Source organism: Mycobacterium sp., assembly GCF_004298145.1.
GTDB lineage: Bacteria > Actinomycetota > Actinomycetes > Mycobacteriales > Mycobacteriaceae > Mycobacterium.
This window is the reverse complement of record NZ_SCRH01000030.1, coordinates 44,136-67,358: the sequence shown is the minus strand read 5'-3', so window position 1 is coordinate 67,358 and position 23,223 is coordinate 44,136. Positions and strand designations below refer to the sequence as shown.

21 protein-coding genes are annotated in these 23,223 nt (G+C 65.3%); 8 read left to right on the top strand and 13 right to left on the bottom strand.

What is annotated here, in order from left to right; genetic code table 11:
* Positions 1-30: 30 nt before the first annotated feature.
* The gene (locus EPN51_RS10730; protein WP_293041798.1) at positions 31-1,137 is read right to left on the bottom strand and encodes an acyl-CoA desaturase; all 1,107 of its coding nucleotides are present in this window, start codon (positions 1,135-1,137) and stop codon (positions 31-33) included.
* Between the two features lie 18 nt (positions 1,138-1,155).
* Positions 1,156-2,259 (bottom strand): ferredoxin reductase, encoded by a 1,104-nt coding sequence (locus EPN51_RS10725; protein WP_293041796.1) that lies wholly within the window; start codon positions 2,257-2,259, stop codon positions 1,156-1,158.
* 97 nt (positions 2,260-2,356) lie between these two features.
* Here EPN51_RS10725 and EPN51_RS10720 point away from each other — a divergent pair, with 97 nt between their 5' ends.
* The gene (locus EPN51_RS10720) at positions 2,357-3,004 is read left to right on the top strand and encodes a TetR family transcriptional regulator (RefSeq protein ID WP_293042291.1); all 648 of its coding nucleotides are present in this window, start codon (positions 2,357-2,359) and stop codon (positions 3,002-3,004) included.
* Positions 3,005-3,038: 34 nt separating this feature from the next.
* Here the strand turns inward: EPN51_RS10720 and EPN51_RS10715 are convergent, their stop codons facing one another.
* Positions 3,039-3,392, bottom strand: coding sequence for a hypothetical protein (locus EPN51_RS10715; protein ID WP_293041794.1), 354 nt, complete (start codon positions 3,390-3,392; stop codon positions 3,039-3,041).
* Positions 3,393-3,457: 65 nt separating this feature from the next.
* Positions 3,458-4,063: a GNAT family N-acetyltransferase gene (locus EPN51_RS10710; RefSeq protein WP_293041792.1), complete on the bottom strand. Its 606-nt coding sequence runs from the start codon at positions 4,061-4,063 to the stop codon at positions 3,458-3,460.
* 53 nt (positions 4,064-4,116) lie between these two features.
* Between EPN51_RS10710 and EPN51_RS10705 the strand changes: the two genes are divergently transcribed.
* Positions 4,117-5,214 (top strand): F420-dependent hydroxymycolic acid dehydrogenase, encoded by a 1,098-nt coding sequence (locus EPN51_RS10705; RefSeq protein ID WP_293042288.1) that lies wholly within the window; start codon positions 4,117-4,119, stop codon positions 5,212-5,214.
* A gap of 220 nt (positions 5,215-5,434) precedes the next feature.
* Complete coding sequence (locus EPN51_RS10700; protein ID WP_293041790.1) at positions 5,435-6,730, top strand: acyl-CoA dehydrogenase family protein; 1,296 nt, start codon at positions 5,435-5,437, stop codon at positions 6,728-6,730.
* 71 nt (positions 6,731-6,801) lie between these two features.
* Here EPN51_RS10700 and EPN51_RS10695 read toward each other — a convergent pair whose 3' ends face one another.
* From EPN51_RS10695 to EPN51_RS10680, 4 genes are all read right to left on the bottom strand, one after another.
* On the bottom strand, positions 6,802-7,257 hold the full coding sequence (locus tag EPN51_RS10695; RefSeq protein ID WP_293041788.1) for a MaoC family dehydratase: 456 nt from the start codon (positions 7,255-7,257) through the stop codon (positions 6,802-6,804).
* A 309-nt stretch (positions 7,258-7,566) separates the two neighbouring features.
* Positions 7,567-7,968 (bottom strand): DUF302 domain-containing protein, encoded by a 402-nt coding sequence (locus EPN51_RS10690; RefSeq protein WP_293041786.1) that lies wholly within the window; start codon positions 7,966-7,968, stop codon positions 7,567-7,569.
* A 54-nt stretch (positions 7,969-8,022) separates the two neighbouring features.
* Positions 8,023-8,634 carry a DsbA family protein gene (locus EPN51_RS10685; protein ID WP_293041783.1) on the bottom strand — a complete coding sequence of 204 codons (612 nt, stop codon included), beginning with the start codon at positions 8,632-8,634 and terminating at the stop codon, positions 8,023-8,025.
* A gap of 31 nt (positions 8,635-8,665) precedes the next feature.
* Positions 8,666-8,908, bottom strand: a complete 243-nt coding sequence (locus tag EPN51_RS10680) for a metal-sensitive transcriptional regulator (RefSeq protein ID WP_293042285.1) — start codon at positions 8,906-8,908, stop codon at positions 8,666-8,668.
* Positions 8,909-9,209: 301 nt separating this feature from the next.
* On the opposite strand from EPN51_RS10680, the gene EPN51_RS10675 reads away from it, so the two are divergent.
* The 3 genes from EPN51_RS10675 to EPN51_RS10665 are packed head-to-tail and all read left to right on the top strand — an operon-like array spanning position 9,210 to position 13,074.
* A complete protein-coding gene (locus tag EPN51_RS10675; RefSeq protein WP_293041780.1) occupies positions 9,210-9,641 on the top strand; it encodes an MmpS family transport accessory protein in 432 nt (143 codons plus the stop codon).
* Positions 9,638-12,580, top strand: a complete 2,943-nt coding sequence (locus EPN51_RS10670; protein ID WP_293041777.1) for an RND family transporter — start codon at positions 9,638-9,640, stop codon at positions 12,578-12,580. The genes EPN51_RS10675 and EPN51_RS10670 overlap by 4 nt, the downstream gene beginning before the upstream one ends.
* Positions 12,577-13,074, top strand: a complete 498-nt coding sequence (locus EPN51_RS10665) for a metallophosphoesterase (protein WP_293041774.1) — start codon at positions 12,577-12,579, stop codon at positions 13,072-13,074. Before EPN51_RS10670 ends, EPN51_RS10665 begins: the two co-directional genes overlap by 4 nt.
* 88 nt (positions 13,075-13,162) lie before the next feature.
* Here the strand turns inward: EPN51_RS10665 and EPN51_RS10660 are convergent, their stop codons facing one another.
* Positions 13,163-16,027: an MMPL family transporter gene (locus tag EPN51_RS10660; RefSeq protein WP_293041771.1), complete on the bottom strand. Its 2,865-nt coding sequence runs from the start codon at positions 16,025-16,027 to the stop codon at positions 13,163-13,165.
* Entirely contained in the window at positions 16,024-16,470 is a 447-nt protein-coding gene (locus EPN51_RS10655; RefSeq protein ID WP_293041768.1) for an MmpS family transport accessory protein, read from the bottom strand. The genes EPN51_RS10660 and EPN51_RS10655 overlap by 4 nt, the downstream gene beginning before the upstream one ends.
* Before the next feature lie 280 nt (positions 16,471-16,750).
* Between EPN51_RS10655 and EPN51_RS10650 the strand changes: the two genes are divergently transcribed.
* Both EPN51_RS10650 and ag85C read left to right on the top strand, forming a co-directional pair.
* Positions 16,751-17,380: a TetR family transcriptional regulator gene (locus EPN51_RS10650; RefSeq protein ID WP_293041765.1), complete on the top strand. Its 630-nt coding sequence runs from the start codon at positions 16,751-16,753 to the stop codon at positions 17,378-17,380.
* 327 nt (positions 17,381-17,707) lie between these two features.
* Positions 17,708-18,739, top strand: a complete 1,032-nt coding sequence (gene ag85C, locus EPN51_RS10645; protein WP_293041762.1) for a diacylglycerol acyltransferase/mycolyltransferase Ag85C — start codon at positions 17,708-17,710, stop codon at positions 18,737-18,739.
* A gap of 126 nt (positions 18,740-18,865) precedes the next feature.
* Here the strand turns inward: ag85C and EPN51_RS10640 are convergent, their stop codons facing one another.
* The 3 genes from EPN51_RS10640 to EPN51_RS10630 all read right to left on the bottom strand — a co-directional run bounded on the left by EPN51_RS10640 (position 18,866) and on the right by EPN51_RS10630 (position 23,194).
* Positions 18,866-20,221, bottom strand: coding sequence for a maltokinase (locus EPN51_RS10640; RefSeq protein WP_293041759.1), 1,356 nt, complete (start codon positions 20,219-20,221; stop codon positions 18,866-18,868).
* A complete protein-coding gene (gene treS / locus EPN51_RS10635; protein WP_293041756.1) occupies positions 20,218-21,990 on the bottom strand; it encodes a maltose alpha-D-glucosyltransferase in 1,773 nt (590 codons plus the stop codon). The genes EPN51_RS10640 and treS overlap by 4 nt, the downstream gene beginning before the upstream one ends.
* 121 nt (positions 21,991-22,111) lie before the next feature.
* Complete coding sequence (locus tag EPN51_RS10630; protein ID WP_293042283.1) at positions 22,112-23,194, bottom strand: S1C family serine protease; 1,083 nt, start codon at positions 23,192-23,194, stop codon at positions 22,112-22,114.
* Between the last annotated feature and the right edge of the window lie 29 nt (positions 23,195-23,223).

Here is a 23,223-nt window from a genome sequence, read left to right as displayed (position 1 = left end):
GGCGCGGGGCAATGCCCGGACCGCGTGGAGTTACGCTGCGACCGGCTCGGGCTCGGTGGCCTCGTCGGCACCGGCTTTGTGCACCCACGAGTCCGGGACCGTCAGCCTGACAATCTTGCGGACGACGGTGCCGAACTGCCGCAGCAGCGGACCGCGGTTGTAGGGGATGCCGTAGCGTTCGCAGATCCGTTGCACCTCGGGCGCGACCTCGGCATAGCGGCGGGCCGGCATGTCCGGGAACAGGTGGTGTTCGATCTGATGGGACAGATTGCCGGACATCAGATGAAAGAGCCTGCCGCCGGTGAGGTTTGCCGAGCCGAGGACCTGGCGGAAGTACCACATGCCGCGCGACTCGTCCTTGGTTTCCTCGACGGTGAATTCCTGTGTGCCGTCCGGGAAGTGGCCGCAGAAGATGATCATGTACGACCACACGTTGCGCATCAGGTTGGCCGTCAGATTGCCGGTGAAGACGAACGGCGCGAAGGGGCCGGCCAGCAGCGGGAAGGCGACGTAATCCTTGAGTGTCTGCCGACGGGTCTTCTTCCAGATGGCCCGGAGCACCTCGCGCTTGTCCTCGAGGCGGATCTCGCCGGAACGGATGCGTTCGGTTTCCAGTTCGTGGAGCGCGACGCCGTACTGGAACAACACCATCAGCAGGAAGGCGTAGATCGGGTTGCCGAGGAAGTACGGCTGCCACGGCTGGTCTTCGCTCATCCGCAGGATCCCGTAGCCGATGTCGCGATCCATTCCCACGATGTTGGTGTGGGTGTGGTGCATGTAGTTGTGCGAGTGCCGCCACTGGTCGGCCGGGCAGGCCGTGTCCCACTCGAAGGTGCGACCGGAGATCGCCGGATCGCGCATCCAGTCGTACTGACCGTGCATGATGTTGTGGCCGATCTCCATGTTGTCCAGGATTTTCGCGACCCCGAGCATGCCGGTGCCCAGCAGCCAGGCCGGGGGCAGGAACAACAGCACGCGCCCGCCGACCTCTAGCGCACGCTGGGCCTTGATGACGCGGCGAATGTAGTCGGCGTCCTTTTCGCCGAGGTCTGCCATCACGCGTTCCTTGATGGCGTCGAGCTCACGGCCGAATGCGTCGGCCTGCTCGGGGGTCAGGGTTATTTTGTTCTGTATCATGGTATTTCCTTCCAAGCGTTAGAGGGACAAGTCCACGTCACCGACCGGAACGGACACGCAGATCTGCACGTCCTCATCGGGAGCGGTCGAGACCGCACCGGTGACCAGGTTGCGCACGGTGCCGGCGGTCTTGCGCCGCGTGCAGGTGTGGCAGATGCCCATCCGGCATCCGTTATCCGGAGTGAGGCCCGCCGATTCGGCCTGTTCCAGCAGCGGGCGTCCGTCGTCGACGATGTCAACGCCACTGTCGGAGAACGTGACCCGCCCGCCCGACGGACCCGCTGGCACCGCTAAGGCCGGCGGGGCGAAGCTTTCGGTGTGCACGTTGTCGCATTGCGCTTTGACTGCCTCGACCAAAGCCGTTGGCCCGCAGACAAATACCGCGTCCGGTGACGGCATCGCGGTGGCCAGGTGTTCCGGGCCGAAACGTCCGGCCAGGTCGCCGCCCTCCGAGCGGGTGTAACCGCGCAGCACGCGCACCGACGGCATCGCGGCCAGCTCATCGCGGTAGCAGGCCTCGGCGGGTGTGCGGGCGTAGTGCACGAAGGCGATCTCGCCCGGATGCCCCTGGGCGACCAGGGTGCGCAACATCGCCATCACCGGGGTGATCCCGCTTCCCCCGGAGACGAAGAGGATCCGCCACGGCCGTTGGGGTCCGCGCGCCGGCAAGGTGAAGTCGCCGCCGGCGCCGGCCAGACCCACCACCATGCCGCGGCGGGCGTGTTCATACAGATAGTTCGAGACCAGGCCGCCCCCGTGCCGGCCGATGGTCAACTCGAGCGTGGCCGCCCCTTCGGCATTGGCCGGGGAATAGCAGCGGGTGTGCCGGCGCCCGTCGATCTCGACGGTCAGGTTGATGTACTGCCCGGCCTTGACGGTGTGGGCGGACAGGAAGTTGTCGTTGGGAGTCAGGGTGAGCGTGATGCTGCGGGGCGTGGTCCGGCGCACATCGGTCACTTTGGCGCGGGCTTCGCCCAGCGTCCACGTCGGTGCCACCAATTCGGTGTAACGATCGACGCCGTGCGGACCGGTCAGCAGGTCTAGTAGCTCTGAACCCAGCACGCGTTGCCGGAGCGTCCGAGCGAGGACCCGGCCAGAAGCTTGAGCGGTTTGAGTGAACATATGTACACCGTGCGACTGCAACAGCCGGGTAGTCAAGGGTTTACTGACCTTATGTGGTAGGGTTCACACAGTGAACAGCCGTACTCCTACCTCACGGGTGCGCGGCTCCGGACGCCAGCGCGCGCGGGAAAGCCAGTCGCGCGAGGAACGCAAGGAGGCGACGCGTCGCGCCATCATCGCCGCGGCGCTCAAGCTCCTCCAGGACCGCAGCTTCTCTAGCCTGAGCCTGCGCGAGGTGACCCGCGAGGTCGGGATCGTGCCGGCGGCGTTTTACCGCCACTTCGAGTCGATGGAGGCTCTCGGCCTGGTACTGATCGACGAGTCGTTCCGCAGTCTGCGTGACACCCTGCGTGACGCACGCGCCGGCAAGCTCGACCCGAACCGGGTGATTGAATCGTCCGTCGAGATCCTGGTCGCCAGCGTGGCCGACAGGCGCGAGCACTGGCGACTGATCGGCCGCGAGCGCAACAGCGGGCTGTCCGTCCTGCGGTACGCCATTCGCACCGAGATCCGGCTGATCACGTCCGAGCTGGCCACCGACCTGGCGCGTTTCCCGGGGCTGAACAAGTGGACCACCGAGGATCTCAACGTGCTGGCGACCCTGTTCGTCAACGCCATGATCGTCATCGCGGAGGCCATCGAAGATTCGCAGAGCATCGAGGCGACCGAGGACATCCGGCGTCTCGCCGTCAAGCAGTTGAGGATGATCGCGACCGGCATCGCCGGCTGGCGAAGCACCCCCTGATCACGTCGGCTGCAGTAAACAGGCGAGCACTGACTTACTCATCGACAACGTCGTACAGCGAATCGCCGTCTTCCGGGGTTCCGTCGATCTGGCCCCGATGCGCGCGCCGCGGACCGCCGTCGTCCGGCTCGATGGCATCGGGCACATCGGGCTCCTCGGCGGCCAGTCGATCGTCGAGGGATTCGCCCTCCCGTTCTTCCCTCGCGGTCACGCCGAACCGATCGGCCTCGCTCCAACCCTCGGGGGGATCGACGACGATGTCGCCGTCGTCGTTGCGCAGTTCATCCGAGTCGGTACCTTCGCTCGCGTTCAGGGTGTCCCCCGGGCCGCCCTCTTCGGGAAAGTCCGCGGGATCGACCAGTTCATCGGCTTGGGGGTTCTCGCTCATGCCAAAACGGTTGCCCGCCGGATCGGGTGGCTAAACGCGGCTCATCCCGCCGAACCGTCGGCCCGCTAGCGCGGCGCCCGCCACATGGCCCACAGGCTCGGACCGCCGTCCGGCAGCACGATCTCACGGGTGACGGTGAAGCCGAAACGCTCGTAATACGGCACATTTTCGGGCTTGCTCGACTCAAGATAGGCCGGACAGTACTCGGCGTCGCAGCGGTCCAGCCGCGAGCTCATCAATGCTTGACCGAAGCCTTTACCGCGGACCGCCGGATCGCTGCCGATGACCGCCAGATACCAATGCGGTTCCGCTGGGTGCACGCTCTTCATCAATTCCTGCACCGCGCGGCCGCGCATCGAGCGCAGGCCGAACACCCGCAGGAACGTCGGCGTCATCGCCAGTTGCCCAGCGGGCGACTCTTGCCACTGGTCGGGCGGATCCCACAGCGCCGCGGCACCGATACCCGCGTCCTGGCAGGACACCTCGACGCCGCCGCGAGCAAGATGGTGGTGGCGGGTCATCGTGGCGAACAACCGGGACAGGTGCGCGGTGCGCTTGCCCTGGTCGGGAAACAGCCAGATCATCACCGGGTCGTCGTAGAACGCGCGGGCCAGGGTGCGCGACAGCTCGCGGACGTCGGCCTTGAGTGCCGGGCGGACCTGTGGGGTCATCCGCATCAGGCTAGCGGGTGTGTGAGGGAACTCCGGCGGGTATGCCGACCCGGGTGACCGGCATCTCGCGGCGAGCGTTCGGGCGGGTTGCCGCCGGCGCGGGCATGCTCGGGTCCGTCGGAGCGTCCGACGGCTGCGCGAAACCGGGCGCCGACCACGGCGGGTCCAGCGGCCCGCCCCCGCCGGCGGGAAAAGGCGTCGGCTTCGTGCTCTCCCACGAGCAGTTCCGCACCGATCGGCTGGTGGCACAGGCTCAGGCGGCCGAACAGGCCGGCTTCCAATACGTGTGGGCCAGCGACCACATTCAACCGTGGCAGGACAACCAAGGCCATTCGATGTTTCCCTGGCTCACGCTGGCGCTGGTCGGCGGCGCCACCAACCGTGTCTCGTTCGGCACCGGGGTGACCTGTCCGACCTACCGCTACCACCCCGCCACGGTCGCTCAGGCCTTCGCCTCCCTGGCAATCCTCAACCCGGGCAGGGTGTTTCTGGGAGTCGGCACCGGCGAGCGGCTCAACGAACAAGCCACCACCAACGCCTACGGCAACTACGCCGAGCGCCACGACCGGCTCGCCGAAGCGATCGACCTGATCCGCCGGTTATGGAGTGGATCGCGAATTTCCTTCTCCGGACGATACTTTCAGACGAACTCGTTGAAGCTCTACGACGTCCCGGCCACACCGCCACCGATCTTCGTGGCCGCCGCCGGCCCGAAAAGCGCGAAACTGGCCGGGCAGTACGGCGACGGCTGGATCACCCAGGCCCACGATGTGACCGACCCAAAACTGTTGGCGGCCTTCGGTGCGGGCGCGCGGGCCGCCGGGCGTGATGTGGGCACCTTGGGCAAACGCGCCGAACTGTTCGCGGTCGTCGGCGATAACGCCCACGCGGCCCGCGCCGCCACGCTGTGGCGCTTCACGGCCGGTGCGGTCGACCAGCCCAATCCCGTCGAGATCCAGCGCGCGGCCGAGTCCAACCCCATCGACAAGGTGTTGGCCGGCTGGACCGTCGGCACCGACCCGGCCCCCCATATCGGCGCCGTGCAGCGGGTGCTCGACGCCGGGGCCGTCCCCTTCCTGCACTTTCCCCAGGACGACCCGGTCGCCGCCATCGACTTCTACCGCGCCAACGTCTTGCCCGAGTTACGCTGAATGAATCCCCATGCCAAGGCCGGCCGGGTGACGCGGGGGGGCGCGCTGTGGACACTTCGGTCCCCGGAGTCCTCGGACCCGACCTCGAGGGGCTCATCGACATCGCCCGGCGCGTGATCGACGCCCGCGGCGACGACTGATCGTTGACTGCCCCGCTCTAGGATGGGGTGGCTTCATCAACGAGTCCGGCGCGGCGCGGCGCCGGGGAACGGCGGCCACGGTGTGGAACTTCGAAACTGACCCCGAATACCAGGCGAAGCTGGACTGGGTCGAAAAATTCATGGCCGAGGAGCTGGAACCGCTCGACCTGGTCGCCCTCGACCCCTATGACAAAAAGAACGCCGAGATGATGGCCGTCCTGCGGCCCTTGCAGCAGCAGGTCAAGGAACAGGGACTGTGGGCGGCCCACCTGCGCCCGGACTTGGGCGGCCAGGGCTTCGGTCAGGTCAAACTGGCGCTGCTCAACGAAATCCTGGGCCGATCCCGCTGGGCCCCGTCGGTATTCGGTTGTCAGGCCCCGGACTCCGGCAACGCCGAGATTCTCGCGCTGTTCGGCACCGACGAGCAGAAGGCCCGCTACCTGCAGCCGCTGCTGGACGGCGAGATCACGTCCTGCTATTCGATGACCGAGCCGCAGGGCGGTTCCGACCCAGGGCAATTCGTCACCGCGGCCACCCGCGACGGCGACTACTGGGTCATCAACGGCGAGAAGTGGTTCTCCACCAACGCCAAACACGCGTCCTTCTTCATCGTCATGGCGGTCACGAACGCCGAGGCCCGCACCTACGACAAGATGTCGCTGTTCATCGTTCCGGCCGAGGCGCCGGGCATCGAGATCGTGCGCAACGTCGGCGTGGGGGCTGAGTCTGCACAGCGCGCCAGCCACGCCTACGTCCGCTACAACGATGTGCGGGTGCCCGCCGACCATGTGCTGGGCGGCGAGGGGCAGGCGTTCATGATCGCGCAGACCCGGCTCGGCGGCGGCCGGATTCACCACGCGATGCGCACAATAGCGTTGGCGCGCAGCGCCTTTGACATGATGTGCGAACGGGCGGTGTCGCGCAAAACCCGGCAGGGGCGACTCGCCGATTTCCAGATGACCCAGGAGAAGGTCGCCGACAGCTGGATCCAGATCGAGCAATTCCGATTGCTGGTGCTGCGCACCGCATGGTTGATCGACAAGCACCACGACTACCAGAAGGTGCGGCGCGACATCGCGGCCGTGAAGGTCGCCATGCCGCAGGTGCTCCACGATGTCGCGCAGCGGGCCATGCACCTGCACGGGGCGCTCGGCGTCTCCGACGAGATGCCCTTCGTCAAGATGATGGTCGCCGCCGAGTCGCTGGGTATCGCAGACGGGGCCACCGAGTTGCACAAGATGACGGTGGCCCGCCGCACCCTGCGCGAATATGAGCCCGTGACAACGCCTTTCCCGTCGGCTCATATCCCGACCCGGCGGGCGGAAGCCCAGGCGCGGCTGGCCGAACGCCTGGAACACGCGATCGCCGAGTTCTGACAGGCCGAACATCGACTTGTTGGGCGGAAAAGCCGTGTTTCGCCCCCACAGGTCGACGTTCGACGCGCGTTTCAGGCGACGAAGCGAACCACGCTTTCCGCCACGCACGCCGGCTTGGCCGAGCCCTCGATCTCGACGGTGGTCGACACGGTCGCCTGCACGGCGCCGTTACCCACGTCGTCGACGCTGACCAACGAACTTTGCGCGCGTACCCGCGAGCCGACCGGAACCGGCGCGGGGAAACGAACCTTGTTGAGGCCGTAGTTGATTGCGAGCTTGATCCCGTTGACGGTGTAGATCTGGTGCTGCAGCTGCGGCAACAGCGCCAAGGTCATGAAACCGTGGGCGATGGTCCCGCCGAACGGGCCGGACGCGGCCCGCTCGGGGTCGACGTGGATCCACTGGTGATCGCCGGTCGCGTCGGCGAACAGGTTGACGTCGTCCTGAGTGATCGTGACCCAGTCACTGTGGCCCAGAGCCTCGCCCGCCGAGGCGGTGAGGTCGGCGACTGATTCGAAGGTGCGCATTGGGTGTTCTCCTTGGTTTCGGCTGCTAACAATAGCGCCGGGGCCCGGTGCCATCGCCATCCGGCCGACACCGCCGCACGGTAAGCCCGGTGCCCTCGCGGGTAGTAGCCGGTGGGCGAACGAAACCCACCGGCTATCGGGTCATCACCCACGACAAGCCCCTCATCGAAGATCTGCGCACGCTGATCGAGCCTCTCGACCTGGCACGGCCTCACCCTGGAGGGCTCTGCCGGCGAAACCGGAGCGGAAACGCGAAGCGAACGAGGCTGGCTTCGCGCGGTAATGCCGCGACTTCGCCCGTGGCGCCGGTTACCCGAGGGCGTCGATCGCCGCTTGCAGCTTGGCGGTGGCCTGGTCCGCGACCTCCTGCAAAGCCCCCGCCTCGCCGGTCACTTTGACCATGAGCTGCGGATCCATCGCCTCGACCAAGACCGCGTCGCCCTCGGCGGCGGGGTCGGAACGCACCACCACGTTGCACGGTAGTAGCTGGCCGATCTGACGGTGGACGCCCAGAGCGCGATGCGCCAACGTGGGGTTGCAGGCGCCCAGGATGAGATAGTTCTCCATCTCCTCCCCGAGCTTTTGCTTCAGCGTGGTTTTCACGTCGATCGTCGTCAGCACGCCAAAACCCTGATCGGCCAACGCCTTTGTGGTCCGATCCACCGCGTCCTCGAACGAGGTGTGCAAGGTGGTGCTCAATCCTGATGTCATGTGTTTTCTCCTCTTTCAGCGTTGAATTACTCAGGGTTTCGCCGCATACCGCGGCTAGGCCACAGCACGTGGCCGTTGCAACTGAACGAACTGCGGGGTTGCGGCCAAAATGGCGACCGCATCGAACACCGCGGTGGCGGACTGCGCATCCGGCAGTCCGGTCAGGACCGGACCGAAAAATGCGTGTTCGCCGATCCGCAGAATCGGGCTGCCCCCCGTTTCACCCAGCGCGTCCTGCCCGGCCTGATGCTGCTGCCGGACAAGCTCATCCAGGGATGCGTCCGAGACCGCTGCGGCGATGGCGCCGCGAGCACCGATCGTCATCAAGACCTGCGCGACGAGGTGGGCGTCAACGGGTTCCGACCGGTCGAAGTACCGCTCGCCGAAGGCGAAATACGCGGCCACCCATCCCGCGGCGCCTCGTTCGCGGGCTATGGCGGCCATCAGCCGACCGATCTGTTGTGAGTCATGCATCCTGGCCTGTTGGGCGGGCGGCAGTTCCCGCCCCTCGTTGAGAACCGCCAGATTCATCAGCCGCCATTCGACGCTCAGTCCGGTCTTCTCCGCGACGGTACGCAACCAACGTGCGGTGTTCCACGAGAAGGGGCACACCGGGTCTAGCCACAGCGTCACCTTCGGTTCGATCTGATCAGTGTCAGAGGACATTTCCCCTTCCCCTTCCGCATCCACCGTGCCATCAGGCCAGGCTCAAGAACAGTTTCTCCAGTTCATCGATCGACAGCGCCGGCTGATCGTCGGACCGTGCGATGCATTCGCGGAGGCCCGACGCGATGATTTTGAAACCGGCACGATCCAGCGCCTTCGACACCGCAGCCAACTGGGTGACGACGTCTTTGCAGCTGCGTCCCTGCTCGATCATCGCGATGACCCCCCCGAGCTGCCCGTGCGCCCGGCGCAACCGGGCCAGGACGGCATCCATGGCGCGGGCGTCGTGCCCGGCGACATCGGCCTCAAGCGGTGCATCCGCGCGAACTTCGTTTACCATGACTCCTTCATACCATACCCCGCGGGGTATGTGTGGACGGACTGGTGATACCCCTGGGGGTATGGTATTAGTTGAGTTGCGGTTCAAGCCACGGCCCGCGGCTACCTGTTCGCCCGACGTCGTCAGATATGTGTCCACCGGCCTTCAGGTGCGGGTCAAACGGCCCTATCAGCCGTGGCGCGCCCGACTGAAACTCCGTACTAGAAAGACCAGGTCACGCGGAAAGGAAACGTCAGTGTCCACGTTCCTCAAACGGGCTTGGGTGCCGCTTGTCGCCGTCGTGGCGGTCGTGCTGGGCGGTATCGGCGTCGAGCGGCTGCGCGGCGTTTTCGGCTCCGACGCCATCTTTACCGCGACGGGCAGCAGCGCCGAACCACTCGAACCCTCGCACATCAAGCGGGTGACCTACGAGGTCTACGGACCCAGCGGCACAACGGGAAGCCTGAGCTACCTCGACAAGAACGCGCAGCCGGAACAGGTGGACTTCAGCACGCTGCCGTGGACCTTCACCGTCACGACAACCGTGCCCGCCGTGATGGCCAGCTTGGTCGCACAAGGCAACAGCGACGCCATCGGGTGCCGCATCACCGTCAACGGTGAGCTCAAGGACGAGCGATCCTCGACCGGGCGCCACGCCCAAACTTCCTGTCTGGTGAAAGCCGCATGAATACCGATAACGACACCCGACCCAAGTTCATGCGGTTCGTCCGCACCTTCGCGTGGCCGATCATCATCGGCTGGCTGCTCCTGACGGTCGCCCTGAACGTGCTTGTGCCGCCGATCGAGTCGGTCGCACGCAACCACGCGGTCACCATGTCACCTCAGGACGCGCCCGCGATGATCGCGGCCAAGCGCATCGGTGCAACCTTCCATGAGTCGGATTCCGACAGCATCGCGATGATCGTTTTGGAGAGCGATAAGCCACTCGGCGACGAGGCGCACCGCTATTACGACGGCCTGGTCAACAAACTGCAGGCCGATCCCAAGCATGTGCAGCACGTCCAGAACGTCTGGGGTGACCCGCTCACGGCCGCCGGTGTGCAGAGCCGGGACGGCAAAGCCGCCTACGTCCAACTCAACCTGGCCGGCAACCAGGGCAGCACCGAGGGCAACGAATCCGTCGACGCGGTACGGACGATCGTCGACAAGTCGGCGCCGCCCCACGGGCTCAAGGTCTACGTCACCGGACCGGCACCGTTGACGACGGACATGAACGAGGCCGCCGATAAAAGCATGTTCAAGATGATGGGTGTGACGGGCGTGGTCATCATGATCATGCTGTTCATCGCCTATCGGTCCGTCAGCACCATGCTTCTGGTCCTCGTCATGGTCGGTTTCGAAATGGGCACGGCCAGAGGGCTTGTCGCGCTGCTGGGAAACTCTGGCCTGTTGGGCTTTTCGACGTTCGTCGTTGCGATGCTGTCCTCGTTGGCGATTGCGGCCGGAACCGATTACGCGATTTTTCTCATCGGTCGGTACCAGGAGGCGCGGCAAGCCGGCCAAGATCGAGAAACCGCCTGGTACACGATGTTTCGCGGCACCTCGCACATCATCATGGGCTCGGGGTTGACCATTGCCGGGGCTACCTTCTGCCTACACCTGGCGCGCCTGTCGTACTTCAAGGCACTTGGCATTCCGTCCGCCGTGGGGCTGCTCGTGGTCGTCGCGGGAGCAATGACGGCCGCGCCGGCCGTCGTCGCGGTGGCCACCCGGTTCGGTTTGCTCGACCCGAGGCGGATGATCAAGACGCGCGGGTGGCGGCGCATCGGCACCGCCACCGTGCGCTGGCCCGGGCCGGTGTTCGCGGCCTCGCTGGTCATCGCCATCATCGGCATCCTCATCGTGCCGACCATGAAGATCAGCTACAACGACCGTTATTACATACCCCGGAACCTGCCATCGAACGTCGGATACGCGGCCGCGGAGCGCCATTTCAGTGCCGCCACAATGAATCCCGACATCCTCATGGTCGAAAGCGATCACGACATGCGGAACAGCGGCGACATGATCATCCTGGACAGGATTGCCAAGGACGTCTTTCGTTCGCCGGGAATCGCGATGGTGCAAAGCATCACCCGCCCACTGGGCGGGCCGATCGAGCACACGTCCATACCCTTTCAGATCAGTGCGCAATCAATCCCGATCCAACAGAACCTTCAATTCATGAGGGACCGGACGGCCGACATGCTCACGATGAGCGACGATCTGGGCGCCATGATCGGCTCGATGGAACGGATGCAAAGCTTGCTGGGGCGGATGAGCGACACGACCCATCGCATGGTCGGCGACATGCACGAGATGCAATTCACGCTGGACCAGATGCGGGACAATCTGGCGGACTTCGATGATTTCGCCAGGCCGTTCCGCAACTATTTGTATTGGGAACAGCACTGCTTCAACATCCCGGTCTGCTGGGCTTCGAGGTCGGTGTTCGAGGCGATCGACGGTGTGGACAAGTTCAGCGAGAACATGAAGACGCTCATCAACGACATGAACAACGTCGATGCGATCATGCCCCAGATGCTCGCGCAGTTCCCGCCGATCATCGCCGTGGCGAAGTCCATGCAAGGGACGCTGCTCACGATGCACAGCAGCTTCTCGGGCCTCGTCACGCAAATGGCCCAGATGACCGACACGGCCAGCGCGATGGGCCAGGCCTTCGATGCTTCTCGCAGTGGCGACTACTTCTACCTGCCACCGGAAGCGTTCCAGAATCCGGACTTTCAGCGCGGCCTGAAGCTGTTCCTGTCGCCGGACGGCAAGGCCGCGCGCTTCATCATCACCCACGACGCGGATCCGGCGACGCCGGCGGGCATCTCGGCGGTCAAGCCGGGGCTGGCCGCCGCGCAGCAGGCCGTGAAGGGGACGACGCTGACCGGCGCGAAGTTCTCTCTCGCCGGGACGGCGGCCATCTACCGCGACATCCAGGCGGGCTCCCAATATGACCTGCTGATCGTGGGACTCGCGGCGCTGACGCTGATCTTCGTCGTGATGGTGATCATCACGCGTGCATTAGTCGCGTCCGTGGTGATCGTCGGCACGGTGCTGCTGTCGCTGGGCGCCGCCTTCGGGCTCTCGGTGTTGGTGTGGCAACACCTCTTTGGCCTGGACTTGAACTGGATCGCGCCGGTGTTCGGGTTGATCATCCTGCTGGCCGTCGGATCCGACTACAACCTGTTGCTGGTGTCGCGGTTCCAGGAGGAGATCAGTGCGGGGTTGAAGACGGGCATCATTCGCTCCATGGGCGAGACCGGTGGCGTCGTCACCTCGGCGGGCCTGGTCTTCGCCTTCACCATGATGTCGATGGTCGCCAGCGATCTGCACTCGATCGGCCAAGCCGGAAGTACGATCGGCCTCGGGCTGCTGTTCGACACGTTGATCGTGCGCTCGTTGATGACGCCGTCGATCGCCGCGCTGCTGGGACGTTGGTTCTGGTGGCCGCTGCGCGTGCGGCCCCGCCCGGCCAGCTCGATGCTGCGGCCCTTCGGGCCGCGTCGACTCGTTCGTTCGCTTCTTCTCGGTGAGGAGGTCGCTAACCCGGCCCCCAAGCCGGAGCCACCCGGACCGAGGTCAGAAAAGCCCGCGGTGCTCACAATGGGTTCGTGAGGCTACTGCTGATCGCCGATACCCACATCCCCAAACGCGCCCGCGACCTGCCCGCGCAGGTATGGGATGAGGTCGCGGGAGCCGATGTCGTCATACACGCCGGCGACTGGGTAGCGCCCGAATTGCTCGACGAGCTACAAACCAGAGCCACCCGACTGGTGGCGTGCTGGGGAAACAACGACGGCCCCGCGTTGCGGGCCCGGCTGCCCGAGCGGGCGGACGTGACCCTGGCGGGCGTGCGGTTCACGGTCGCGCACGAGACCGGCGCCGCGACCGGCCGCGAAGCGCGCATGTCGCGGCTGTACCCCGACAGCCACGTGCTGGTGTTCGGGCACAGCCACATCCCCTGGGATAGCACCACCGAGACCGGGCTGCGCCTGCTCAATCCGGGTTCGCCGACGGATCGCCGCCGCCAACCGTTCTGCACGTACATGACGGCTGACGTCGACGACGGCGCACTGGCCGACGTCATCCTGCATCGCCTCGAAAAGTAAACCGCTACATCGTCATTCGTCAGCGCCTGGGTGGCCGGACCGGGCGTCTACGCCGTATCTGCGCCCCTGTGTCGGCCCACCGTCCACCTCATGGCGCGCCGGCTTGCGAACCGGCTTGCGCCGGCCGCCGGGGTTTCGGCCATGGCGCGGGCACGGGCCGCGGACGCACTCGCTGCGGCCACCAGAACCAGCGCCCGAGAAGAGCGGCGATGGACGGGGTCATGAACGCGCGCACGACCAGTGTGTCGAACAGCAGCCCGAGGCCGATGGTGGTCCCGATCTGACCGAGGACCCGTAAATCGCTGAACACGAACGAGGACATGGTGGCCGCGAATACCAGACCGGCAGAGGTCACCACCGCACCGGAGCCGGCCATCGCACGGATGATGCCGGTATTCAATCCGGCGCCGATTTCTTCTTTCAACCGAGAAATCAGCAGCAAATTATAGTCGGAGCCGACGCCCAGGAGCACGATGACGGCCAGTGCCAAAACGATCCAATACAACTGGATACCGAGAAGATGCTGCCAGACGAGCACCGACAGCCCGAACGAGGTGCCCAGGGAAAGCGCGACGGTACCCACAATGACGATCGCGGCGACCAGACTCCTGGTGACGAACATCATGATGAGCAAAATCAGGCTGAGTGCGGCCAGCCCCGCGATCATCAGATCGTATTTCGCGCCGTCCTGGATGTCCTTGTAGGTCGCAGCGGTGCCGGCGAGGTAGACCTTGGCGCCTTGTAAGGGCGTTCCCTTGATAGCGTCGCTCGCCGCGTTCCTGATCGGGTCGATGTGCGAGATGCCCTCGGGGGTCGCCGGATCACCCTCGTGGGAGATGATCATGCGGGCGGCCTTGCCATCCGGCGAGAGGAACATTTTCAGTCCGCGTTTGAAATCTGGGTTGTTGAAAGCCTCGGGGGGTAGGTAGAAGAAATCGTCATTCTTCGCTGCGTCAAAAGCCTGTCCCATGGCCGTCGAGTTTTCCGTCATCGCCGCGGTCTGGTCGTAGATCCCGGATATCGTGGAGTAATTTGACAGCGTCAGGTCATGGTTGGCCTGCTGGCTCGCGATCTGGTCGGGTATCAGCGCCAGCAGTCGCGGCTGAATCGAATCCAATTTGTCCAAAGTCGTCTTGACGCTCTCCAGCCGCTCGGTGAGCCGGTCGATACTGTCGATCGCGTCAAAGGCGGATCTCAGCGCCCAACACGACGGGATGTCGTAACAGTGCTTTTCCCAATAGAGATAACTGCGAACGGGTCTGAGGAAGTCGTCCACATTCGCGATCTTGTCCCGTAGTTCATTCAATGTCGCGGTCGTTTCGTTAAAGCTCTCCGCCTGTTCGTGTGTCGCTGCGGCCAACTCTTTCTGAAGCGCATACTGCCGCTTCAAAACCTCGATCGATTTTGCGAGTTCGCCGGCTTGCTTCAGCATGTCGGCCGCGCGGTCTTGTTGGTATTTCAGGTTCATGACCTGGCCGGTGTTTTGCATGCTGATCTGGAAAGGTATCGAGCTGTGGGCGATCGGCGTTCCCAAGGGGCGGGTTATCGACTGGACCTGGGCGATACCACGGAGGTGGATGATGCCCCGGGCAACTCTGTCCAAGACCAGCATGTCGGCCGGATTACGCATGTCGTGATCGGCTTCGACCATGAGCAATTCGGGATTCAGCCGCGCCGGAGAAAAATGGCGCTCCGCGGCCGCGTAGCCGATATTCGCCGGGGCAGCGGCAGGAATGTAATGGCGCACATCGTAACTCGTCTTGTAGCCCGGCAGGGCGAGCAAACCGATGAGTGCTATCGCGCACGTTACCGTCAGTATGGGCCCGGGCCAGCGGACGATGGCCGTGCCGATCCGCCGCCATCGGCGAGTCCGCATCCTGCGCTTCGGTTCGAATAAACCGAAATGACTGCCCACGGTAAGCACGGCGGGGGTCAGGGTGAGCGCGGCCACGACGGCAACCAGGATGCCCGTCGTAACGGGAACGCCCAGGCTTTGAAAGTACGGCAGGCGGGTAAAGCTGAGGCAGTACACCGCACCGGCGATCGTTAAACCAGAACCCAGGACGACATGCGAGGTTCCATGAAACATGGTGTGGTAGGCCGTTTTTCGATCCTCCTCGGCCCCGCGGGCTTCCTGATAACGGCCGACGAAAAATATCGCGTAGTCGGTCCCGGCGGCGATCACCAGTAGCGTGAGCAGATTGGTCGCGTAGACCGAAAGGCCGATGATTCCGGAATGCGCCAACAGCGCGACGATTCCCCGGGCCGCCAACAACTGAACGAGAACTGTGAGCAGCAACAGGAACATGGTGGCGACGGAGCGGTAGACGGAAAGCAGCATCAGCGCGATGACGAAAAGCGTTATCAGCGTGACCTTCACGGTGCCTTTGCTGCCTACTCCGAACTGATCGGTCAGCAGCGGCGCCGCGCCCGTGACATACGCCTTGACCCCACTCGGTGGTGGCGTATGTGCCACGATGTCACGGACAGCGGCGACGGCCTCGTTCGCCGCAGCCTCGCCTTGATTGCCGACGAGGTACACCTGAACGTAGGCGGCCTTACCGTCGGTGCTCTGTACGCCTGCCGCAGTCAGCGGATCTCCCCAGAAGTCCTGGACGTGCTCGACGTGCTTGGTGTCCGCGGACAGCTTCTGGACCAGAGTGCCGTAATACCGATGCGCGGCCTCGTCGAGAGGTTTGTCGCCCTCCAGCACGATCATGGCCGCGCTGTCGGATTTGAACTCGTGGAACACCTGGCCAATACGTTTCATCGCTTGATGCGACGGTGCATCCGCGGGACTCAAGGCCACGTTATGGGCCTTCGCGACCTCTTCCAGTCGTGGTACCGCAATATTCGTCACGGCGGCGAGGCCCACCCAGAACAGGAGAATGGGCACCGCCAACCGACGGATCACCCCGGGCACCGTCGGCCGGGACGCCTGCTTGGTACTCACGAGGACTTGTCCAGGCAGAAGGTATAGGCATTCATGTTGTTGACGGTCCTTTCGTCCTTGACGACACCGTTGACGGTGATGCGGCAACCGATGAAATCGCTATTGCCCTGTGCCACAACGTTGGCGAAGACCGCAGGTAGCGTCGTCGTGATGGTGTAGGACCACGGCAGCGTCGTGTCCCGAACTTGCTGCGGTGTGGCATTGACGTCGAGGTAGTTGATGGTCGCCACCGCCCCTGGAGCGCCGAAGACCTCGAGGACCACCTGTTTGGGACTGACCGGGACGATTTCGTTCGGGCCGGCGCTCACGACCGCAGTATCATCGCGCGAGCCGAAGATTCCATGCAGGCGGTACACGCCGTACCCGGCCGCGGTGACGACAACCAGGGTGACCAGCAACATCCACCCCCGTCTGAGCAGCATGGCAGCTGAAATCTTCTTCACCCGTTGGGCTTTCGAGGGTGGGTGGCACGATCGCCCGGGCGAGAAAAATGATCTGGTGGTGTCGGCGTGCGGCTCGGGGCGGCTCCACACCCGGAGACACCAGCGCGCCGAGCGCTGCGCCCGCTATTGCACGGATGGCTTACCGGCGCCTCGCCCCGCCGCGGCTTCCGGCGGGGATCCTCATCGGGGGTCGGTGACGTGGTGCGGGGCATCACAACAAAACCCTTTCGTCAGAGGACATCAACACACTGACCTGGCAACAGGCATAATATCAACCACGATGAATTATTCGCAGCGTCGCGGACGTAGAGTCGGCAAGCCCGACACTCGGACGCAGATATTGGATGTGGCCCGCCGGCGCTTCGTGGAGGACGGATATCGGGGCGTCACCCTGCGCTCTGTCGCCGCCGAGGCGGGTGTCGACATCGCCTTGATCAGCTACTACTTCGGCGCGAAGAGGGGCCTGATCAGTGAAGCCCTCGCCTTGTCGGCCAACCCCGCCGATGTTCTCGACCGGGCGGCCGCCGGGGGCGACCCCGCCACGTTTCCGCAGCGTGCCTTGCGCGGATTGCTCGCGCTGTGGGAAGAACCGCACAGCGGCGCACCCCTTCGCACGTTGGTGGCGGGTGCCGCCCACGACGCGGCGCTGGCGGGTCTCGTCAAGCAGATGGTTGAACGGGAAATGATCGACAAGGTCGCAACGCGGTTAGGCGGAGCGGACGCCCGCAAACGTTCCAGCGCCTTCTGCGCACAGATCGCGGGCCTGATCGTGACGCGCTACATCCTGCAGCTCGAACCAGTCTGCTCGATGACGCATGATGAATTAATCCGCCAGTACAGCCCGCTGCTACACCTCGCGTTGCGGACGGCCGCCCCGGTGCCCGCAGGCGCGCCCCGGAACGCCACGTAGCGGCGCACGCCCGACGGCCGAAGGCCCGCGGAACACGGTCGGCTGGCACCCTGCGGGGACCGCCGATCGGCACGCCCGTCAATCCCGATCGGCATCGTCGCCGTGGTGCTCGCCGCGGATGATTGGAATTACCACGGCTTCAAGCTTTTTGCGCCGCTCATGGCACAGGCGATGCGCCGAGTCCGCGCCGACTCTCAATCGTTAGCCAACCGCGATCTGTCGCCGCGGCCACGACAACCGATTTCGGCCCTTCCGCTGTGTTTCACTCCCCGAGAACAGATTCCACCGCATGGTGCGGCAGATGAAAGTTGGGATGGGTAGAGAGCTATGTCGTTCATCGAAAAGGTGCGAAAGTTGCGTGGCGCGGGGGCTGGCATGCCGCGCCGGCTCGCGATCGCGGCCATGGGGGCCTCCCTGCTGTCCGGTCTCGCCGTTGCCGCGGGTGGCTCCCCTGTCGCGGGGGCCTTCTCAAAGCCGGGGCTTCCGGTGGAGTACTTGGAGGTGCCGTCGCCGTCGATGGGCCGCAACATCAAAGTCCAGTTCCAGGGCGGCGGACCGCACGCGGTGTACCTCCTGGACGGCCTGCGCGCGCAGGAAGATTACAACGGCTGGGACATCAACACCCCGGCCTTCGAGGAGTTCTACCAGTCCGGACTTTCGGTGATCATGCCGGTGGGCGGCCAGTCCAGCTTCTACAGCAATTGGTACCAGCCGTCATCGGGCAACGGGCAAAACTACACCTACAAGTGGGAGACATTCCTGACCCAGGAAATGCCGCTGTGGATGCAGGCCAACAAGCAGATTTCCCCGGCGGGCAACGCCGCGGTGGGGCTGTCGATGTCGGGTGGTTCGGCGCTGATCCTGGCCGCGTACTACCCGCAGCAGTTCCCCTACGCCGCCGCCCTGTCGGGCTTCCTCAACCCGTCGGAGGGTTGGTGGCCCACCCTGATCGGCCTGGCGATGAACGACTCGGGCGGTTACAACGCCAACAGCATGTGGGGTCCGTCCACCGACCCGGCGTGGAAGCGCAACGACCCGATGGTCCAGATTCCGCGGCTGGTCGCCAACAACACCCGCATCTGGATTTACTGCGGTAACGGCGCTCCCAGCGACCTGGGCGGTGACAACATGCCGGCCAAGTTCCTGGAGGGTCTGACGCTGCGCACCAACGAGCAGTTCCAGAACAACTATGCGGCCGCGGGTGGGCGCAACGGCGTGTTCAACTTCCCGGCCAACGGGACACACTCGTGGCCCTACTGGAACCAGCAGTTGATGGCCATGAAGCCCGACATGCAGCAGGTGCTGCTGGCCAGCAACACCACCGCGCAACCGGCGCAGCCGGCACAACCGGCCACCTAGAAACCCGGCAAACCAGCATCGGCAGTAGCGCACCGGTCAGCGCTACTGCCGATGCTCTTGTCACACACGCTTCCAGACAGCAGTGGTGCGCGCGGCAGTCAGCCCGATGGCGGCCGCGACCCGGTTCTAGGCGGCGGTCAGACGTGCGATGGAGCGCAACGGGATTGGCAGCCAGCCGGGGCGGTGCCGCGCCTCGTAGCCGGCCTCGTAGACGGCCTTGTCGAGTTCGTAGGCGGCCAGCAGCTGCGCCGAATCGCGTGGGTCGATCCCAGAGGCGGCCGCGTAACCGTCGCAGAACGCGGTGCGATTGCGTTCGACCCATTCGCGGGCACGGGCCGCCAACTGCTTGTCATTCGCCTGGTCCACCAGTGGCCCGTAGGCGGCATATTCGAAGGACCGCAAGACGCCGGCCACGTCGCGCAGCGGTGAATCCGGCGCGCGACGTTCCTCGAGCGGCTGCCCCGGTTCGCCTTCGAAGTCGATGAGCAACCAGCTCTCCGGCGTGCGCAACACCTGGCCCAGGTGCAGATCACCATGGACGCGCTGCACGGTGATCGTCTCGGCGACCAGCTTGCCGAACCGCTCTTCGATGGTTGCCGCACGGTCCTTGAGCTCGGGAACCAGGGCCGCGGTCGACGACAGCCGCGCCAGCACGTTGTCCACCGGGAAGACCGCGTGGGAGGTGCCAAGGGTCTCGGCCAAGGTGGCGTGCACGGAGGCCACGGCTTCACCGAGGCGGAAGGACTCGCCGGCGAAGTCACCGCCGACTTCGTACGCATACAGATCGCCTTCGGCGAACAGGTCACGAACGCTGGCGGTGGCCATGGCCCAGCCTTCCGCGGCGTTGGCGGCGAACTCGGTCACCATGCCCAGGGGCCACACCTCATCGGCGGTGTCGCCCGAACCCGTCATCTCGTAGGTGCCCAGCAGCCGGGCGACATGCGGGTTGCCCGCGCGGCCCAGCACGCGGTTCAGCTCGATGTCGGGGTTAATGCCGCTGCTGACGCGGCGGAACAACTTGAAGATCGCGTGCCGGTCGAAGATGACGCTGGTATTGGACTGCTCGGCGTCGGACACGTGCGGCATCGCCTCCACCGGCAGCTCGACGTCGGGCTCTTTGGCGAATCTCACCTCGACACCGGACGCGCTGCGCACGGCCGACGAGTCGATCAAGGACAGCAGGACTTGCGGGGCATCGGCGTCATACATCGCGTCGAAGCCGGTCCGGTCGTCGGCGGCACCGATGGTGGCGACGCTGCTGTACTCGGAGACCGGGGCGCAGTCCCACCGCACGATCACCTGGTAGCGGTGCCGGGACCCGTCGGCGTAGTCGGCGTCGACGAGGACCAGGTCCAGGTCGTCCCGCAGCCCGACGATGACGCTCGGTTCAGCCGTGGACAGCTGGCGGTTGCGCCCGGCGTACCAACGTTGCTGCGGAAGCCACTCGGACCAGGGCAGCTTGCCCGGCTGTGTTGCGGTCATGCGTCCTCCTCGCATCCGGCCAACCGGAACCAATAGAACCCGTGTCCCGGCAGTGTCAGCAGATAGGGCAGGTGACCGATGCGCGGAAACTCCACCTGCCCGGTCAGCTCGACCGGCGTGAATCCACTCCAATGCTGCAGATTCAGTTCAATCGGCTGCGGGAACCGCGACAGGTTGTTGACGCACAGCACGGTGTCGCCCCCTTCGGACACTTGCCGCGCGAACGCCAGCACCGACGGGTTCGAGCCGCCCAATTCTTCGAAACTCCCGACGGCGAAGGCCTCGTGCCGGCGCCGCACGACCAGCATCGTGCGGGTGAAGTTGAGCAGCGACGTGGAAGTGTCGCGCTGGGCCTCCACATTGACCGCCTGGTAGCCGTAGACGGAGTCCTGGCTGGCCGGCAGATACAACCGGCCGGGGTTGGCCTTGGAGAAGCCGGCGTTGCGGTCCGGTGTCCACTGCATCGGGGTGCGTACCCCGTCGCGGTCTCCCAACCAGATCACGTCGCCCATGCCGATCTCGTCACCGTAGTACAGGACAGGCGAGCCGGGCAGCGACAGCAGCAGCGCGGTGAACAGCTCGATCTGGTTGCGGTCGTTGTCCAGCAGCGGCGCCAGGCGGCGGCGGATACCGACGTTCGCCTTCATCCGCGGATCCTTGGCGTACTCCGAGTACATGTAGTCACGTTCTTCGTCGGTGACCATTTCCAGCGTCAACTCGTCGTGATTGCGCAGGAAGATTCCCCACTGGGCCATATCGGGGATCTCGGGCGTCTGGGCCAGGATCTCCGAAATCGGGAACCGTGATTCGCGGCGTACCGCCATGAAGATGCGCGGCATCAGCGGGAAGTGAAACGCCATGTGGCATTCGTCGCCGCCGGTGCTGGCGTCGCCGAAGTACTCGACGACGTCGGCCGGCCACTGGTTGGCCTCGGCCAGCAACACCCGGCCAGGGAATTCGTCGTCGACGACCTTGCGGACACGCTTGAGGAAGGCGTGCGTCTCCGGCAGGTTCTCGCAGTTGGTGCCCTCCCGTTCGAACAGGTAGGGCACCGCGTCCAGCCGGAACCCGTCGATGCCGAGGCCGAGCCAGAACCGGAGAACGTCGATCATGGCTTCCTGCACGGCCGGGTTGTCGTAGTTCAGGTCCGGCTGGTGAGAAAAGAACCGGTGCCAGTAGAACTGGCGGCGCACCGGGTCGAAGGTCCAGTTGGACTCCTCGGTGTCGACAAAGATGATCCGGGCGTCGGTGTAGCGCTCGCTGGTGTCGCTCCACACGTAGTAGTCGCCGTACGGGCCGTCGGGATCGTGGCGCGACTCCTGAAACCAGGGATGCGACTCCGAGGTGTGGTTCATCACCAGGTCGGTGATCACGCGGATGCCCCGCTCGTGCGCGGCGTTGAGCAACGCGACGAAATCCTCGACCGTCCCGAACTCGGGCAGCACCTTGTAGAAGTCCCGGATGTCATAGCCGCCGTCGCGCAGGGGTGAGTCGTAGAACGGGGGCAGCCAGATGCAGTCGATGCCCAACCACTGCAGGTAGTCCAGCTGTCCCAGCAGTCCGCGCAGATCACCGGCGCCGTCGGCGTTGGCGTCGAAGAACGCGCGGACCAGCACCTCGTAGAACACGGCGTGCTTGAACCAGGTCGGGTCGGTGGGTAGCGCGGCGGCGTTGTTGAAGTCATCGGCGTCGGGGTGCTCGACGACACCGTCCTGGACGTGGCTGCCCCCCTCGGGATGGTGCTCGACAGCTTCTCTTGCGTCGTTCATCAAATCCACGATGCCACGGGTACCCGAGGCGCGACATTCGGAATCACGCCCACACGTCGGCGACGAATCACGCCCGGTGGCAAACGAATTGGCCGCCGGTCAGACATCGTCGCCGTGTATGTCAGGCCGGCGGTCCCTCCGCCAGTGTGATGTTCATGGTGCGCTCGGCGCCGTCACCGGCGCGGTAATGCAGCGCGATCGTGTCACCGGGGTGGTGTGGGACGAGCGCCTCGGTCATGGACGTCGCCCCGGTGATCGCCACGTTGTCGATGCCGGTGATGACGTCACCGGCGGCGATCCCGGCCGCGCCGGCGGGACCGGCGTCGACCACGCGCTGCACCCGAGCGCCGTTGCCGTTGTTGTCCATCACGCCCAGGCCGAGGAATGCGGTGGGGCCGATGTGAACGGTGTTGGAGCCGGCCCCGGATCTGATCTGGCCGGCGACGCCCATCGCGCGGCCGATCGGAATGGCGAAGCCCTGCCCGCCCGACATCTTGTAGCTGTCGGTGGCGGCGGTGTCCACGCCGATCACCTGCCCGGCGTTGTTCACCATGGGCCCACCGGAGTCGCCCGGCCTGATCGGGGCGTCGGCCTGAATCAGGCCGCCCAGATTCTCCTGCGCACCGGTCAGGGTGTCGGTCGCCGAGACGCTCTGGTTGAGTGCGACGACCTTGCCGGCGACCGCGCTGGGCGTCCCGCCCTGACCGCCGGCGTTCCCCAGCGCGACGATCGGCTCGCCCACCCGGGCATCGCCGCCGATCGCGGCCGTGGGAAGCCCGGCCGCGCCGCGAAGTTGCAGCACCGCGATGTCTTGCGTCCGGTCGTAGCCGACCACGTCCACCGCGTAGGTCTGCCCGTTGCCGACGGCGAACGCGCTGATGTCGGTGGCCCCCGAGATCACGTGGTTGTTGGTCAGCACGACACCGTTCGGATCGATCACGATCCCGGTGCCGGCGCCCACCGCGTTGTTGTAGCCGAACTTGGTGTCGATGTTGACCACCTGCGGCCCCACCTGACCGACCATCGCCGACGGGTCCAGCGGCACCGGGGGGCGGTCGCCGAACCGGTCCAGCGGCGGGGTGGGCGGTGACGCGGTCGCCGGCGCGATACCGATGCCGGCATCCAGGCCGAGGCCCAGTGCGACCACAGCCAACACACTGACCGCCCATGACCACCAGACCGAGCGGTGGTGCGATTTGCTCATCCCGACACCCTTCTGCTTCGCCGTCACCA